Raw genomic sequence first — 15,856 nt, 5'->3', positions numbered from 1 at the left:
GGGGTGCGCATGACCGAGAACACGCGACCGGCCTTCCCGACCGAGCGGCCGTCCGGCTGCCCGTTCGACCCGGCCAGTGGCTACACCGCGCTGCGGGAGCGAGTGGCGCCCACGAAGGTGTCGACGCCGGCGGGTGTGGACGCGTGGGTCGTCACCGGGTACGACGAGGTCAAGACCGTGCTGCGCGACGACCGGCTCAGTTCCCGGCTGGCGCCGTCCGACCACGTGGTCGTCGACGCCGACCTGGACCGGGTGGCCCAAGCCGGCTCCGTGCTACAGCTGGACGGCCAGGAGCACCGGCGGCTGCGGCGGGTGCTGGCCACGGAGTTCTCGGTCAAGCGGATGGAGGCGTACCGGCCACGGGTCGCGCAGCTGATCGACGAGCACATCGACGCGATGCTCGCGCACGGCGGGCCGATCGACCTGGTCGAGGCGTTCGCGCTCCCGATCCCGTCGCTGGTGATCTGTGAGCTGCTCGGCGTGCCGTACGAGGACCGGGCCGAGTTCCAGGCCCGCAGTGCGCTCCTGGTGTCGATCGACGGCGATCCCGAGGAGACGATGGCGGCCTCGGAGGGACTCGGTCAGTTCATCACCGGCCTGGTGCTGGCCAAGCAGGCCAAGCGTGACGACGACATGCTGTCCCGCATCATCAGCCGTGGTGAGGAGATGGGTGCGGACCTCACTGTCGAGGAGCTGGTGATGATCGGCTTCACGCTGCTGATCGCCGGCCACGAGACCACTGCGAACATGATCGCGCTCAGCACGCTGGCACTGCTGCGTGAGCCCGGACAGCTCGAGCTGGTGCGGGAGAAGCCGGAGCTGGCCGGCACTGCGGTCGAGGAGCTGCTCCGGTACCTGTCGGTCGTCCAGTTCGGCGTGTTCCGGCACGTGACCGGCGACATGCCCGCAGGGCCGGCCACACTCGAGGCTGGTGACTACCTGGTGGCGGCTCTGTCAGCGGCCAACCGGGACGCGTCCGTGTTCGAGGACCCGGACGAGCTGGACGTGACCCGCACCGGCACAGCGCACGTGGCGTTCGGCTTCGGACCGCACCAGTGCCTGGGTCAGCAACTGGCCCGCGTCGAGCTGCAGGAGGTGTTCAGCCGGCTCTACACCCGGATCCCGACCCTGCGACTGGCCGTCCCGTTCGAGGACATCCAGTTCAAGGACAACACCCTCGTGTACGGCGTACAGGCGTTGCCGGTCACCTGGTAGGGGCCGCTACAGTCGGGCCGGTGAGCTCTGAACGCAAAATCCGGGTCGCTGTGGTCTTCGGCGGCCGCTCGAGCGAGCACGCCATCTCGTGTGTGACGGCCGCCAACGTCCTGCAGGCGATCGACCGGGACAAGTACGACGTGATCCCGATCGGCATCAGCACCAGCGGCCACTGGGTGCTGGAGAGCGGCGATCCGGAGCACCTGTCGATCACCGACGGCAAGCTGCCCGAGGTCGACGTCACCGCGCTGCCGGTGCTGTTCGGCTCGAACCGGGAGCTCGTCGTCAACGACCCTGGCTCGGTGCCGAACACGCTCGGCGAGGTCGACGTGGTCTTCCCGCTGCTGCACGGTCCCTGGGGTGAGGACGGCACCATCCAGGGACTGCTGGAGATGACAGACATCCGGTACGTCGGTTCCGGCGTACTGGCGAGTGCCGTCGGCATGGACAAGCACTTCATGAAGGTCGTCCTCCAGGCTGCCGGCCTACAGATCACCCCGTACGTCGTCGTACGGGGTGACCAGGTGGACCGGGCGGCGGTCGATGCACTCGGCTACCCGGTGTTCGTGAAGCCTGCGCGCGGTGGGTCGAGCCTGGGCATCAGCAAGGTGGACGGCCCGGAGGAGCTCGACGAGGCCATCGCCGCGGCGCGGGTGCACGACCCGAAGGTTCTGATCGAGGCTGCCGCGACGGACCCGCGGGAGGTCGAGGTCGCCGTACTGCAGGGTCTGAACGGCGCACGTCCCGAGGCGAGTGTCTGTGGCGAGATCACGGTCTCGGGCGGCGGGCACGAGTTCTACGACTTCGAGACCAAGTACTTGCCCGAGGGCGACGACTTCGCCGCGCTGACGATCCCGGCGGAGCTCCCGGACGAGGTCGCGGCGCAACTGCGGGCGCAGGCGGTGACCGCGTTCGAGGCAATCGAGGGGGAGGGGCTGGCCCGGGTCGACTTCTTCCTGGAGCCGGACGGCCGGATCGTCATCAACGAGATCAACACCATGCCGGGCTTCACGCCGAAGAGCATGTTCCCGCTGCTCTGGAACGCGTCCGGCCTCGACTACGCGGCTCTCGTCGACCGCCTGCTGACCCTGGCTATGACCCGTTCGACCGGACTGCGCTGAGGCGCTCAGGTGCAGGGGGTGATGACCTTGTTGTGCTGCTTGACGGCGTCGGAGACGTCGGTGAGGGCATTCGCCTCGGGGCTGTACTTGTCGGGGACCGCGATCTCCAGGTACAGCGCCCGGCCGATGGTGGTGAAGATGGTGCCGTTGGTGACCTCTTTGGCGAACCAGCCGACGCCGTTCACCTCGAAGCACTGGGACTGCGCCTGCGCCATCCCGGCCGGTTGGGCGACCCCACAGGTCACCTCGATCGGCGGATCGCCGTACGCGGTGGTGAGCGGGCTCGGCGGGTCGGCCTTGCGGCGCTTGGCATCGAGCACCTTGGCCGGCAGGGCCTTGATCAGCGGCTCACAGGCCGCCGCGACCTCCGGAGCAGGAGACGGCACCGGGACCGGCGTGGGGCCCGGGCTGCACCCGGCGAGCACGAGCAGGCCGAGTGCAGCTAGCAGGAACTTGGGCATGCGAAAAGGGAGTGGCGGCTTCGCGTCGGATCAGATGTGGACGACAGGGCAGGTCAGCGTGCGGGTGATCCCGGGCACGTTCTGAACGCGGGCAACCACCAGTTTGCCCAGTTCGTCGACGTTGCGGGCCTCCGCGCGGACGATCACGTCGTACGGACCGGTGACGTCCTCGGCCAGGGTGACGCCCTGGACCTCGGCGATCTGCGCTGCGACATCGGCGGCCTTGCCGACCTCGGTCTGGATCAGGATGTAGGCCTGGACCACCACGTCGTTCTCCACTCAGTCGTCCTCAGCTGGGCACCGGCCACGGTACTGCACATGCGCCGGGCGTACTCTTCGTTGCCCGGTCACGGTACCGCCTAGACTCCGTTCCGGTACATGGGAGGTCTGCTGACGTGACAGAGACGTTGGGGAGCACAGGTGAGTTCGGCCTGATCGAGGCCCTCACCAAGGGGCTGTCCACCAGTGAGGACGTCCTGGTCGGTCCGGGTGACGACGCCGCCGTTGTCGCCGCGCCCGACGGCCGCATGGTGATCACCACCGACCTGCTGGTGGAGGGCCGCCACTTCCGTCAGGACTGGTCTTCCGCGTACGACGTGGGCCGCAAGGCCGCTGCACAGAACCTGTCCGACGTCGCGGCGATGGGGGCTCGGCCCACTTCCCTGGTGGTCGGTTTCGGCGCACCGGCGGACCTGCCGCTCGCCTGGGTCCAGGAGCTCTACCAGGGGCTCGTGGACGAGTGCGAGCTGGTCTCTGCTGCCATCGTGGGCGGCGACACCGTGCAGTCGGACAAGATCGTCATCTCGGTGACCGCCTTCGGTTCACTCGACGGACGGGCGCCGGTACTACGGTCTGGCGCGCGGCCCGGTGATGAGGTGGCCGTCGCCGGCCGCCTGGGCTGGGCCGAGGCCGGGTATGCCGTGCTGACACGGGGGTTCCGGTCACCGCGGAGCGTGGTTGAGGCACACCGGCGCCCACAACCGCCGTACGGCGAAGGTCCGCGGGCAGCGCTCGCCGGGGCGTCGTCGATGTGTGATGTGAGCGACGGACTGCTGGCTGACCTCGGTCACATCGCTGTGGCCAGTCAGGTCGTCATCGACCTCCACACGAAGGCTCTCGCCGTACCGGAGCCGCTGCAGGCCGTGGCCGCGGCCACGGGGGTGGATGCGCTCAAGTTCGTGCTGACCGGGGGAGAGGACCACGCGCTGGTCGGTACCTTCGAGCCGGCCGACGTACCGGAGGGCTGGACCGTCATCGGATCGGTTGCCGAAGGCAATGAGGATCGCCCGGCCGGTACGGTCACCGTCGACGGAGCGCCGTACGCCGCCGAGTCCGGCCACGCCCACTTCAGGAGCTGAGATGAACCGACCGCCACGCGTGCTGACGATCGCCGGCTCGGACTCCGGGGGAGGCGCCGGGATCCAGGCCGACCTGAAGGCGATGCTGGCCAACGGCGTGCACGGGATGAGCGTGCTGACCGCGATCACCGCGCAGAACAGTCTGGGTGTGCAAGGGGCTTGGGAGCTGCCTGAGGAACAGGTGCGGGCGCAGTTCCACAGTGTGGTCGACGACATCGGTGTGGACGCGGTCAAGACCGGCATGCTGGCGTCCGTCTCGATGGTGCGCGTCGTCGCGTCGCTCCTGCGGACGCTGCCGCCGTCGGTGCCGGTAGTGGTCGACCCGGTGTCGGTGTCCAAGCATGGTGACGCCCTACTCGCCGCGGACGCGATGGACGCCGTACGGGCTGAGATCGTGCCACTGGCGACCGTGCTGACGCCGAACCTGACTGAACTGGGTCCGGTCGCCGGCGTCTCACTGGAGACCGTGGAAGACCGCGATCTGGCCGCCAAGATCCTGCTGGAGGCCGGTGCGTCCTGGGTGCTCGTCAAAGGCGGGCATGATGTGGGCACGGCCGCTGTTGACGTGTTGCACGGTGCTGGGGTCCGACGGGCCTACAGTGCGGTCCGGGCCGACAACCGGCACACCCACGGCACCGGATGTACGTTGGCGAGCGCGATCGCGTCGTACCTGGCTCGTGGGTACGACGTCGAAAGCGCGGTCGGTGCCGCCAAGGAGTACGTGACCGGTGCGATCCAGGCCGGGTTCGCACTCGGTGGTGGGATCGGTCCGGTCGATCATGCGTGGAGATTTCGAGGGAGTGGCAGTTGACGAAGCAGCCCCCGGTCGACGGGTACTGCGAGCAGTGTGGCTTCAACTACGACACCGGTGACCTGCAGGGCACAGTGACCCTGCTCGTCCGCCAGTCCGCCGACTGCAGCATGGCGCTCACCAAGGCTGCCGCAGGTCCGGACGCGAACGTCGTACGGCTGCGGCCCGAGCCCGAGGTGTGGTCGGCGATCGAGTACGCCTGCCACGTCCGCGACGTACTGGAAGTGCAGCGCCTGCGGATCGCACAGTGCCTGGCCGAGGACCGGCCGGTGTATGCGCCCATGGACCGCACCGGCCGGGTGAAGCAGGCCAAGTACGAACACCAGGACCCGATGGAGGTCGCTGCTGCCCTCGTGCGGTTCGCCAAGGAGTTCGGCGCTGCCGCGCGGGTCCTCACGCCGCCACAGCTGGGCAAGCTGGGCCTCTACAACTACCCGGTCCGCATGCCTCGCTCGCTGGGCTGGGTCATCCGCCACACCGCCCACGAGGTCCAGCACCACCGCCACGACATCCTGGGCATCCTGGCCAAGGTGGAGCCGCCGATCGTGCCCAAGCCGAAGCCGGTCGAGGTGGAAGAGACCGAAACCGAAGCCGAAGAGGCGGTCACCGAGTAGCCGCCCAGCTGGCGAGAGCCTCCTCTGTTGTGAGGTGGTCGAGCGCCAGCGCGGCGGCACCCCGCAGGGGACCGTCAGACTGGTGTGCAGCCGGTACGACGGGCGGCGGGTCCGCGCGATGGAAGTGCATGAGGCTGGCCAGATAAGCCTGGTGGAAGACGTCCTCGGCGGCTGCTCGGAGAGGGACCGCGAGGCCGCCGATGGTGATCACGTCCGGGTCGTGAGCGTTGACCAGCCCGGCCAGCCCGGCGCCGATCGCCGCGACGACCTTCTCGACCGCCTGTACGGCCGCGGCGTCAGTGCGGGCCAGGACCTGCAGGGTGTAGGCGTGCGGATCGTCCGGATCGGGCTCCTGTAGGTGGTAGGCGAGCGCGCGTCCGTCCACCTCCAGGTTCCAGCACCCGTGTGCTCCACAGAGACAGGCGCGGCTCCGGTCGCCGTACGGCGTGTGCCCGAACTCGCCGGCCGCGCCAGATGCGCCAAGCGCGGGTGCGCCGTCGATGAGCAGCGTCCCGCCGATACCCGCCTCGATGATGAGGTGCAGCGCGGTCCCAGCGCCGACGGCAGCCCCGCCGCGTGCCTCGGCGAGGCCGCTGAGGGTGGCGTCGTTGCCGGCCACCAGTGGCAGATCCGTGTCCGCAGTGATCGTCTCGAGGTCGAGTGCTGCCCACTCCGGCGCCGACGACTGCAGCAGCAGGCTGCCACGCAGGGTTCCGGGGACAGCCAGTCCGACGGCGCGCAGGCGCTCGCCGTACAGGTCCTGTGCCTCCAGTACGGCGCGGCGCAGGTTCCCGAGCACTGTTGACGCACGGCGTGTGCGGTGCCGGTGGTCGTCCTGGCTCAGGAACGAGCCGTCGAGCCCGACGACCGCAGTGCGCCAGTTGCTCTGCCGCAGGTCGAGTGCCAGCGCCAGCGGACCAGACGGGTGCGCCTGCAGCAGCGTGGTCGGCCGACCACGCCCACGACTCGGTGCAGGCGCTTCGGATAGCAGCTGCGCGTCACGGAGCCGGGCCGTCACTTCAGTAGCTGAGCTGGTGCTCAGTCCGAGCTCCTGCGCTACGGCGGCGCGAGTGATGCCCGGGTGCCGGCTCACCCGGGTGAGGATCTCGGCGGCGGTCTGCCATTGTCCACGGCGCCCACTGGTCATAACATTGTCCCATCTTATACTCGTGCACCGAGTTTAATGGAGGAGTAGTGGAGATCCGGGACATCCGCGCCGTGCTGTTCGACATGGACGGCACGCTGGTCGATTCCGATGCGGTCGTCGACCGGAGCTGGAGCACCTGGGCGACGGAGTACGGCCTCTCGCCGACCGAGGTGCTGGCAGTCGCCCACGGCAACCCGGCAGCCGCCACCGTCGCGCAGTTCCTGCCCGACCTGACCGACTCCGAGCGTGCCGCCGCGGGCGCCCGCGTCCTCGAGCTCGAGACCGACGACGTCACCGATGTCGTGCCGACCCCAGGCGCGCACGAGCTGATCGCGACCCTCGAGCGCCTGGGCATCCCTTGGGCCGTCTACACGAGCGCCCCGGACGTGCTGGCCAAGGTCCGGCTCGCCGCCGCGGGGATCGCGCCGTCGATCCTGGTCACCATCGACGACGTCGCTCACGGCAAGCCCAACCCCGAGGGCTACCTCCGCGCCGCCGAGCTGGTGGGCGTCGACATCCAGCAGTGCCTGGTCGTCGAGGACACCCCCGTCGGCCTCGCGGCTGGCAAAGCCTCAGGTGCCACCACCGCCGGTGTGAAGGGCATCCCGGCCGACATCCGGCTGCCGGACCTCCACCGTCTCGTTCAGCTGTTCACCGAATGACCGCGCGGTCCGAGGAGGTCCAGATCGGGATCAGCCTCTCCTCACTGGGCTATCTGCTCGCAGGCCTGGGCGCCTGCGTCGCCATCCTCGCCCGCGACCTCCACGAGCCCACTGGTCGGCTCGCCCTGCTCTCGTCGGCCTTCGCGGTCGGACTGGTGATCGTGGCCGCAGTCGGCCCCCGACTCCTCCGCTCCTGGTCGATCGGCGTCGTACTGCGTGCCGGCTCTGTCATCTGCGCCGCCGGTGCCGCATTGCTTGCGCTAGCTCCCTTGTACGCCGTTGTGGTCGTCGGCGGGCTCTGTATCGGCCTAGGCGGTGCACTGCTTGTCCTGCTCGCCCCACTGATGCTCCACGGCCCCACTGCCGCCGCACGCCTCAGTCGGGTCAACGCGGTCGCCAGTGCATCCGGCATCCTCGCCCCGCTCACCATCGGCTTGATCGACGCTCTCGGGATCACTGGTCGCGTCGCCATGCTGATCGCCGTACCGCCGCTGCTGATCCTGGCCACCGTCAAAGGCCCGGACGTCGTACCGCCTGTCCTGTCCGAGGCGCCCACTGGTCACGCGGTCGGCCGGACCGTCGCCCTCGGCTGGCTGCGCGTCGTACTGGCTGTCGGTGTCGAGTTCTGCTTCGTCGTCTGGGCAGTAGCTCGCCTGGTCGACTCCGGACTGACCCTGGCGGTCGCAGCACTCCTCGGCAGCAGCTTCCCGATCGGAATGGCCGTGGGGCGGGCCATCGGCCCAGTCCACTGGCGCTCGGTGTCGCCGGTGGTCATCGGCGGCAGCCTCGCGATCATCGGCACCCTGTTCGTCAGCCTGCTCAACGCGCCCGCGCTGATCGCCCTCGGCCTGATCATCGCCGGCATCGGCGTCGCCCCGCTCTACCCAGTCACCCTCGCTGCGCTGGTAGCGATGCCCGGCCTCAGCCCCACCCGCCTGGCAGCCCTCGGCGCCCTCGCCTCCGGCACCGCCATCCTCATCACCCCGGCCGCCCTGGCAGGCCTGGCGCGGCTGGTCGACCTCCGCCTGGCCTACCTGATCACCATCCCGCTGCTACTGGTCCTGTTTGCCCTGAGCCGCAGTGTCAGGCCGGTAGTCCGTAGCTCCGCAGCAGTTCAGTGAGGGCGTCCGTTCCCGCGGTGTTGAGGTCGTAGACCTCGGCGGTGATGCCGATGGAGCGGGCGCCTTCGACGTTCGCCGAGAGGTCGTCCACGAAGAGGACCGAGGAGGCCGGTGCGTCGGTCGCGGACAGGATCGCGCGGAAGTAGGCCGGGTCGGGTTTGCGGAGACCCAGGTTGCACGAATAGAACGACTGGTCGAACCAGTCGTCGTACCCGCGGTCCTGCATCACGTCGCGGCGGTAAGCGTGCTGGTTGGTGGCCAGGTGGCACTTGATGCCCGCCTGGCGCAGTTTCTGGATCAGCTCGACCACCACCGGTTCGGCGGCGAACCAGCCCCACGGCTCGAGCACCTCGTCGGGGCTCGCCGTGACGTTCCACCGCTTCAGTACGCCGGTCACCGCGTCCCGGAACTCTTCCTTGCCCACGAGCGCGGGCCCCTCGGACAGCATCAGGTCGTTGATGAAACCCTCGCCGTCGCCGGCGACCATCGAGTGCAGCCGGGCGGTCCAGTCCTGGGTGCCGCGCTGGATGACGCCGTCGGCGTCGAAGAGGACAGTGGTGATCTCGGGCGTCATGAGAACCCATCCTGTCAGCCCGGGCTCTTGACCGGTTCAGCCGGTATGCGCTTACCTAATGGCTACGTAAACATGATCGGACAGCTTCCAACAGAAAGCGCCGGGTGAGGCGTATGCCGCTGAGCAGAAGGACGTTCCTCGCAGGCGGTGCCGCCGCTGCTGCCGCGGGGCTGACCGGATGCGGTTCCCGCAGCTCGCTGGGGACCGCGAGCGAACTGAGCATGTGGACCTGGGTCGGCTCGGTCAACGACGACCTGATCGCGCAGGCCGAGAAGACGATCCCCGGGTACGACGGCCTGAAGCTGTCGATGACGCGGATCGGGAGCAACTACAAGACCAAGGTGCTGACCGCGCTGGCCGGCAAGTCCCTGGTCCCCGACATCGTCGCGATCAACGACGACGTCGCGACCTACTTCCCGAACGCGGACCAGTTCCACGACCTGTACGAGCTCGGCGCCCGGGACCGGGAGGCGGACTTCCTGCCCTGGAAATGGAAGCTCGGCGTCACCCAGAACAAGATGATGGCCTACCCGATGGACACCGGCCCGACCGCGCTGTTCTACCGCAGCGACCTGCTGCAGAAGGCCGGGGTCGACGTCGATCCGGCCGCGCTCGCCGAGCAGGCGCCGGACTGGGACACCTACATCGCGCTCGGCAAGAAGATCCAGCAGGCGGCTCCCGGCTCCGCGATCACCGACAACGTGAACAGCATCTTCGCCTACCGGATGGCGCAGGCGCCGAAGCGATACATGAGCGCCGACGGTCAGTACATCGGCGATCAGGACCACGTGCGGGAGGCGTTCGATCTCGCCGTACGGGTGGTGAAGGAAGGGTTGTCGGCCAACGCTCAGGACGGGTCGACCGACGCCAAGGCCATCATCAGCAACGGCAAGCTGGTCGCGTTCAACGCTGCGGTCTGGTGGGCGCAGCTCGGACCGAAGAACGCGGCGCCGAAGACGAAGGGCCTGTGGCGGGTGACGGCGGCTCCTGGTGGACCCGGCAACCGCGGTGGTTCGTTCCTCGCGATCACGAAGTACTGCAAGAACCCGGCCGCGGCCTTCGCCTTCATCAGCTGGCTGGAATCGGCGAAGAACCAGGCCCAGTCCTTCCTCGACCCGGTGCTGTTCCCGTCCACGCCGGCCTCCTACACCGACGCCCGGCTGAGCGCGCCGGACGAGTTCTTCGGCGGGCAGAAGATCGTGGACGTGTTCGCCGAGTCCGCGAAGAAGTACCCCGGCGCGTACTTCTCGCCGTACGACTCGATCATCGGAGACCAGCTGAGCGCGCAGCTGGTCAACGTCGAGACCGGCGGCAAGGCGCCGGACCAGGCCTGGAAAGACGCCCAGGACCAGATCACCCGCGAGCTGACCCGGGCGGGGGCGATCTGAGATGGCTGTCACCAAAACCCTTCCGGTCCCGGCCACCGTGCAGGACGAAACCGCCGAGAAGCCGCCGAACAAGTTCCGGCAGGCGTTCCCGCAGTACGCGGCGATCTCGCCGTTCTTCATCCTGTTCGCGGTCTTCGGCGCGTTCCCGATCCTGTTCTCGATCTGGATCTCGTTCCACTCCTGGGACGGCATCGGCCCGATGAAGTGGGTCGGACTGGAGCAGTACAGCTACCTGCTCAGCGATCCGAAGTTCTGGCACGCCATCGGCAACACGATGATCATCTGGGTGCTGTCGACGGTCCCGATGCTGCTGCTCGCGCTGGTGATCGCGAACGCGCTGCACAACGCGACCCGGTTCCGTACCTTCTACCGGATCGCGTACTTCATCCCGAACGTCACCTCGGTGGTCGCCGTCACGCTGGTCTTCGGGTCGATCTTCAGCAACAACTTCGGCCTGCTGAACGCGTTCCTGCAGTCGATCGGGCTCGCCAAGTTCGACTGGCTGACGCAGCCGTGGGGGATCAAGATCGCGATCGCGACGATCGTCACCTGGCGCTGGGTCGGCTACAACGCGATCATCTACCTGGCCGGGCTGCAGGCGATCTCGGCCGACGTCTACGAGGCCGCCAAGGTGGACGGTGCGAGTCCGCGGCAGACGTTCTGGCGGATCACGGTGCCGATGCTGCGGCCGGTGATCCTGTTCACCGCGGTCACCTCGACCATCGGCGGGCTGCAGATCTTCACCGAGTCGCGGGTGCTGTTCGGCGACACCAACAACATCGGCGGTCCGGGCGACGCCGGCATGACGATCGTCTCGTACCTCTACCAGAGCGCGTTCATCAAGAACCAGTTCGGGTACGGCGCCGCCATCGGCTGGGCGCTGTTCATCCTGATCGTGCTGTTCAGCATCATCAACTGGCGGCTGATCGGCGGCAACGACGAGGAACGCCTGACCAGTCGGGCCAAACGCCGGGTGGAACGGAAGATCGCCGTACAGAAGGAGGCTGCTGATGACGCCCGCTGAGCGCCTGCGCACCACCGTCGGTCACGTCGTACTGATGCTCGGCGTCGTGGTCTCGCTGTTCCCGTTCTACTGGATGGTCGTGATGGCCTCCAACACCACACCCGACATCTTCGCCTACCCGCCGAAGCTGTGGATCGGCTCGCACCTGTTCGAGAACATGGGCAAGGTGCTCGACAACGTCGACTTCTTCGGGTCGATGCTGCTCACGCTGATCGCCTCGGTCTCCGTCACCGTGCTGGTGCTGTTCTTCGACTCGCTGGCGGCCTTCGCGTTCGCGAAGTACGAGTTCCCCGGCCGCAAACTGCTCTTCGGGTTGCTCTTGGCAACGTTCATGATCCCGGCCCAGCTCTCGCTGGTACCGCAGTTCGTGACGCTGGCGCAGTTCGGGTGGATCGGATCGCTGAAGGCGCTCATCATCCCCGGGGCCGCGAACGCGTTCGGCATCTTCTGGATGCGCCAGTACGCCGCGGGCGCGATCCCGGACGAGCTGATCTCGGCCGCCAAGGTGGACGGGGCCGGCTTCTTCCGGCAGTACCTGAGCGTCGGTCTGCCGGTGCTGCGGCCCGGGATGGCCTTCCTCGGCATCTTCACCTTCATCAACGTCTGGAACGACTACCTCTGGCCGCTGATCGTGATGACGGATCCCAACCGGCTCACCCTGCAGGTCGCACTCGACCAGCTCAACGGCCTGTACAACACCGACTACTCGATGGTGATGGCCGGTGCGCTGATGAGTGTGATTCCGTTGATCGGGGTCTTCCTGATCGGCGCCCGCTCGTTCATCGCCGACCTCGCGGCCGGCGCGATGAAGTCCTGACCCGTCCTCAAACCGACTACGAGGGATCTCCTTTGACTGACAGCAAACTCCGCTGGGGCATTCTCGGCACCGGGAACATCGCGTCCCGGTTCGCCGAGCAGGTGCCGACCTCACCGACCAACGAGGTGGTCTCGGTCGGCAGCCGGTCGCTCGCCTCGGCCGACGAGTTCGGCAACCGCTTCGACATCCCGACCAGGCACGGCTCGTACGACGCCTTGCTGGCCGACGAGACCGTGGACGCGATCTACGTCGCGACGCCGCATCCGATGCACCCCGAGTGGGCGATCAAGGCGGCCGACGCGGGCAAGCACGTGCTGTGCGAGAAGCCGCTCGCGATCAACAAGGCCTGGGCCGAGGCGATCATCGAGGCCGCGGTGCGCAACGACGTCTTCCTGATGGAGGCGTACATGTACCGCTGCCTCCCGCAGACCAAGCTGGTCGCCCAACTGGTCCGCGATGGTGAGCTCGGCAAGATCCACCAGATCGAGGCGACGTTCGCGTTCAACGCCTCCTTCAATCCGACCAGCCGCATCTACGCCGACGAGCTCGCGGGCGGCGGCATCCTCGACGTCGGCGGCTACCCGGTCTCGTACGCGCGCCTGATCGCGGGCGCCGACCGAGGACTCCCGTACGCCGAACCTGCCGCCGTGAACGCGGTCGGGACAGTGGGGGAGACCGGTGCCGACGAGTGGACCGCCGCGACGTTGTTCTTCGACGGCGGCGTCACCGCGCACGTCACCACCGGCGTCCGGCTCGGCGACCAGAACCAGGTCCGGATCGTCGGCAGCAAGGGCTACCTGATCGTCGAGGACCCGTGGTTCGGCGGCGACGGCAAGCCGACCCACGTCACCCTGCACAAGGTCGGCGAGAGCGTGCGCGAGGTCTCGGCCGAGCCCGCGCTGATCTACGCGGCCGAGGCCGAGGCGGTCGCCGCGGCCATCGCCGAGCGTCAGGCCCCCGAGATGAACTGGGCCGACACCCTCGGCAACCTCACCGTCCAGGACGCGTGGCGGGCGGCGATCGGTCAGCAGTACGCGATCGAGCGCGACGACGCCGCGATCCCGACCGCCAGCGGCAGGCCGCTGGCCCGACGTACCGATGCTCCGATGAAGTACGGGACTGTCCCCGGCCTGGACAAGCAGGTCTCGCGGGTCGTGATGGGCGTGGACAACCAGCACAGCCTCACCCACGCGGCCACGGTCTTCGACGACTTCGTCGAGCGCGGCGGGACGACGTTCGACACTGCCTACATCTACAGCGGCGGGTACGGCGAGAAGCTGCTCGGCCAGTGGATGAAGACGCGCGGCAACCGCGACGAGGTCGTTGTCATCGGCAAGGGTGCGCACACCCCGCACTGCGATCCCGCCTCCATCACCAGCCAGCTGGAGGAGAGCCTCGGGCGGCTGCAGACCGACCACATCGACCTGTACCTGATGCACCGCGACAACGAGGAAATCCCGGTCGGCGAGTTCGTCGACGTACTGGACGAACACTTCAAGGCCGGCCGGATCAAGGCGTACGGCGGATCCAACTGGTCGCTCGAGCGGTTCGACGAGGCGAACGCGTACGCGGAGGCGCACGGGAAGCAGCCGTTCACCCTGCTGAGCAATCACCTCAGCCTGGCCCGGGCGTACGACGTACCGTGGGCCGGGTGCCGGCACGTGTCGGACGACGAGTCGCAGGCGTGGTTGCGGGACCGGCAGGTGGCGCTGTTCCCGTGGTCGAGTCAGGCCCGCGGATTCTTCACCGGACGGGCCAAGCCGGAGGACCGCTCGGACGAGGAACTGGTCCGCTGTTTCTACTCCGACGAGAACTTCCGTAGACTGGACCGGGCCCGGGAGCTCGCGGCCGCCAAGGGAGTCGAGCCGACCGCGATCGCACTGGCCTGGTTGCTGCATCAGCCGTACCCGGTGTTCCCGTTGATCGGGCCTCGGCACATCAGTGAGACGCGGACCTCCACGCCTGGTCTGACAGTGTCGCTGAGCGACGAAGAAGTGGCGTACCTCACTGCGTGACGAGCGTAGGTTGACCGAATTGGTCGAGCCCTGACACCCATGTAACATGGTTTGTCGGTGTCACGACCCTGAACACGGAGAATCATGTCTAAGAAGTGCGATGTCTGCGGCAAGCAGCCGACGTTCGGCAACAGCGTTGCCCGCCTGGGTAAGGGCGCGATGATCCGGCGGGTCAAGGCTCGTACGCCCCGCCGTTTCAACCCCAACATCCAGCCGGTCCGGGCGATCATCAAGGGAACCCCGACCCGCATGAAGGTCTGCACGTCCTGCATCAAGGCCGGCAAGGTCCAGCGCGTAGTCGGCTAAGGTCCAGCGCGTAGTTGGCTGACGACCGCCTGCAAGTCTTCCGTGTAGGGCTGACACAGGCGCCTCGGGTTTCGACCCGGGGCGCCTTGTCGTGTTTACCGTCGGCGCGCTACGACCGTGATTTCGTTGCGGTTGTGGTGGAGTTGGCGCGCGTGCAGTACGTCGTACTCGGTGTTCAGGACGTCTAGTCCGCGGTGGGCTCCGTCGAGCGGGTTCTTGCCGCCGCCCTTGAGCGTCACCACGGCCAGCGCGCCGCGCTTGAGGTGGTCGGCCGCGTCGATCATCATCCGCGCGCTCAGCACCTGGTCCATCCGCATGTCGTTCACCGCGACGTCGAACCGCGTGCGGTTCTCGGCGAAGAACCGGCCGGCGGTCGTCGCCGCGTGATGGATCCCGCGATCGCCGTGCAGCCGCTCGTCCAGATAGCCGGGGTCCACCGACCACACCTCCTGCCCCTGCAGCCGCAGGATCCGCGTCCAGCCACCCGGTGAGGCGCCGAGGTCGACCGCCTTCCCTCCCGGCGGCAGCTCCAGCCCGAAGGTCGCGATCGCCTCTTCCAGCTTGAACTCCGACCGCGAGACGCGTTCCTCACCTCTCGCGAGCCGCATCCGGCCACCCGGCCAGTCCGACAGGCTGTCCGCCAGCCGGTTCACGCCGAGCAGCAGCGCGCGCGGGCTCTCGAAGCACGAGACCACCCACTCCTGACCGGACCGGGTCACTCCCACCCCGCGCTCGGCCAGCGCCTCCTCGATCCGGTGGTAGTACGTCCCGCCGGTCCCCGCGCGATCCGTCCACGCCTGCACCGCGAGCGTCTTCGGGTACGTCGGCAGCTCGCTCAGGATCATTTCCGCCAGCTCATAGCTGGGCGGCAGCTCGTCCAGGCTCGCGATCTCGTTCGTCAGATGCCGGACGAACATGATCCGCCCCGAGTCGCAAGCCTCGGCCAGCTCCTGCACCCCAGGCCCGGTCACCCGCCCGATATCCGCACCGACCCGCTGGAACGGCACCTTCCCGAACTCGGCACGGATCTCCCGCACAGCCCACTCGTAACTGTCACCCGCGACCGAGAACAACACATTCACCGCCCGACCGTACCGAAGCCCACCCCACATCCCCCCATCCGCAGCCCCAGACCCCACCCGCTCCACCGCCGACGCGCTCGCGCCACATCACCCCGTCCCCAAACCCGACTCCCGCCGTACCGGACCTTGTGCACCCATCA

Annotated in this window: 17 protein-coding genes; 12 read left to right on the top strand and 5 right to left on the bottom strand. The window is 68.1% G+C overall.

All coding sequences use genetic code 11. The features are described 5' to 3' along the window. The first annotated feature begins 9 nt into the window (after positions 1-9). A complete protein-coding gene (locus tag ACIA49_RS27230) occupies positions 10-1,215 on the top strand; it encodes a cytochrome P450 (protein ID WP_396380160.1) in 1,206 nt (401 codons plus the stop codon). A gap of 20 nt (positions 1,216-1,235) precedes the next feature. Continuing rightward, positions 1,236-2,336, top strand: coding sequence for a D-alanine--D-alanine ligase family protein (locus ACIA49_RS27225; protein WP_396380159.1), 1,101 nt, complete (start codon positions 1,236-1,238; stop codon positions 2,334-2,336). A gap of 5 nt (positions 2,337-2,341) precedes the next feature. Here ACIA49_RS27225 and ACIA49_RS27220 read toward each other — a convergent pair whose 3' ends face one another. Further along, complete coding sequence (locus ACIA49_RS27220) at positions 2,342-2,797, bottom strand: DUF3515 domain-containing protein (protein WP_396380158.1); 456 nt, start codon at positions 2,795-2,797, stop codon at positions 2,342-2,344. Positions 2,798-2,827: 30 nt separating this feature from the next. Beyond that, positions 2,828-3,061 carry an Lrp/AsnC family transcriptional regulator gene (locus ACIA49_RS27215; RefSeq protein WP_041290445.1) on the bottom strand — a complete coding sequence of 78 codons (234 nt, stop codon included), beginning with the start codon at positions 3,059-3,061 and terminating at the stop codon, positions 2,828-2,830. Positions 3,062-3,192: 131 nt separating this feature from the next. On the opposite strand from ACIA49_RS27215, the gene ACIA49_RS27210 reads away from it, so the two are divergent. The 3 genes from ACIA49_RS27210 to ACIA49_RS27200 are packed head-to-tail and all read left to right on the top strand — an operon-like array spanning position 3,193 to position 5,580. After that, on the top strand, positions 3,193-4,155 hold the full coding sequence (locus ACIA49_RS27210; protein ID WP_396380157.1) for a thiamine-phosphate kinase: 963 nt from the start codon (positions 3,193-3,195) through the stop codon (positions 4,153-4,155). 1 nt (position 4,156) lies between these two features. Further along, complete coding sequence (gene thiD, locus ACIA49_RS27205) at positions 4,157-4,966, top strand: bifunctional hydroxymethylpyrimidine kinase/phosphomethylpyrimidine kinase (RefSeq protein WP_396380156.1); 810 nt, start codon at positions 4,157-4,159, stop codon at positions 4,964-4,966. Next, positions 4,963-5,580: a DinB family protein gene (locus tag ACIA49_RS27200; protein ID WP_396380155.1), complete on the top strand. Its 618-nt coding sequence runs from the start codon at positions 4,963-4,965 to the stop codon at positions 5,578-5,580. The genes thiD and ACIA49_RS27200 overlap by 4 nt, the downstream gene beginning before the upstream one ends. Here ACIA49_RS27200 and ACIA49_RS27195 read toward each other — a convergent pair. Further along, on the bottom strand, positions 5,570-6,727 hold the full coding sequence (locus ACIA49_RS27195) for an ROK family protein (protein ID WP_396380154.1): 1,158 nt from the start codon (positions 6,725-6,727) through the stop codon (positions 5,570-5,572). The genes ACIA49_RS27200 and ACIA49_RS27195 overlap by 11 nt on opposite strands. 47 nt (positions 6,728-6,774) lie before the next feature. Here ACIA49_RS27195 and ACIA49_RS27190 point away from each other — a divergent pair, with 47 nt between their 5' ends. After that, the gene (locus ACIA49_RS27190) at positions 6,775-7,389 is read left to right on the top strand and encodes an HAD-IA family hydrolase (RefSeq protein ID WP_396380153.1); all 615 of its coding nucleotides are present in this window, start codon (positions 6,775-6,777) and stop codon (positions 7,387-7,389) included. Then, the gene (locus tag ACIA49_RS27185) at positions 7,386-8,510 is read left to right on the top strand and encodes an MFS transporter (protein WP_396380152.1); all 1,125 of its coding nucleotides are present in this window, start codon (positions 7,386-7,388) and stop codon (positions 8,508-8,510) included. The genes ACIA49_RS27190 and ACIA49_RS27185 overlap by 4 nt, the downstream gene beginning before the upstream one ends. On the opposite strand, the gene ACIA49_RS27180 is transcribed toward ACIA49_RS27185, so the two are convergent. Continuing rightward, positions 8,473-9,084 (bottom strand): HAD-IA family hydrolase, encoded by a 612-nt coding sequence (locus tag ACIA49_RS27180; protein WP_396380151.1) that lies wholly within the window; start codon positions 9,082-9,084, stop codon positions 8,473-8,475. The genes ACIA49_RS27185 and ACIA49_RS27180 overlap by 38 nt on opposite strands. A 113-nt stretch (positions 9,085-9,197) precedes the next feature. Here ACIA49_RS27180 and ACIA49_RS27175 point away from each other — a divergent pair, with 113 nt between their 5' ends. The 5 genes from ACIA49_RS27175 (at position 9,198) to rpmB (ending at position 14,634) form a co-directional block, all read left to right on the top strand. Then, positions 9,198-10,472, top strand: coding sequence for an ABC transporter substrate-binding protein (locus ACIA49_RS27175; RefSeq protein WP_396380150.1), 1,275 nt, complete (start codon positions 9,198-9,200; stop codon positions 10,470-10,472). Position 10,473: 1 nt separating this feature from the next. Further along, a complete protein-coding gene (locus ACIA49_RS27170) occupies positions 10,474-11,496 on the top strand; it encodes a carbohydrate ABC transporter permease (protein ID WP_396380149.1) in 1,023 nt (340 codons plus the stop codon). Continuing rightward, positions 11,483-12,313 (top strand): carbohydrate ABC transporter permease, encoded by an 831-nt coding sequence (locus ACIA49_RS27165; RefSeq protein WP_396380148.1) that lies wholly within the window; start codon positions 11,483-11,485, stop codon positions 12,311-12,313. The genes ACIA49_RS27170 and ACIA49_RS27165 overlap by 14 nt, the downstream gene beginning before the upstream one ends. A 32-nt stretch (positions 12,314-12,345) precedes the next feature. Beyond that, positions 12,346-14,328: an aldo/keto reductase gene (locus tag ACIA49_RS27160; protein ID WP_396380147.1), complete on the top strand. Its 1,983-nt coding sequence runs from the start codon at positions 12,346-12,348 to the stop codon at positions 14,326-14,328. Between the two features lie 84 nt (positions 14,329-14,412). Further along, complete coding sequence (gene rpmB / locus ACIA49_RS27155; protein WP_184830723.1) at positions 14,413-14,634, top strand: 50S ribosomal protein L28; 222 nt, start codon at positions 14,413-14,415, stop codon at positions 14,632-14,634. 95 nt (positions 14,635-14,729) lie between these two features. Here the strand turns inward: rpmB and ACIA49_RS27150 are convergent, their stop codons facing one another. After that, entirely contained in the window at positions 14,730-15,716 is a 987-nt protein-coding gene (locus tag ACIA49_RS27150; protein WP_396380146.1) for an SAM-dependent methyltransferase, read from the bottom strand. Between the last annotated feature and the right edge of the window lie 140 nt (positions 15,717-15,856).

The sequence above is a fragment of the Kribbella sp. NPDC051587 genome (assembly GCF_044453945.1).
Lineage (GTDB): Bacteria > Actinomycetota > Actinomycetes > Propionibacteriales > Kribbellaceae > Kribbella.
Note: the sequence above shows the minus strand (reverse complement) of the source record. Positions and strands in the feature narration are given on the sequence as shown.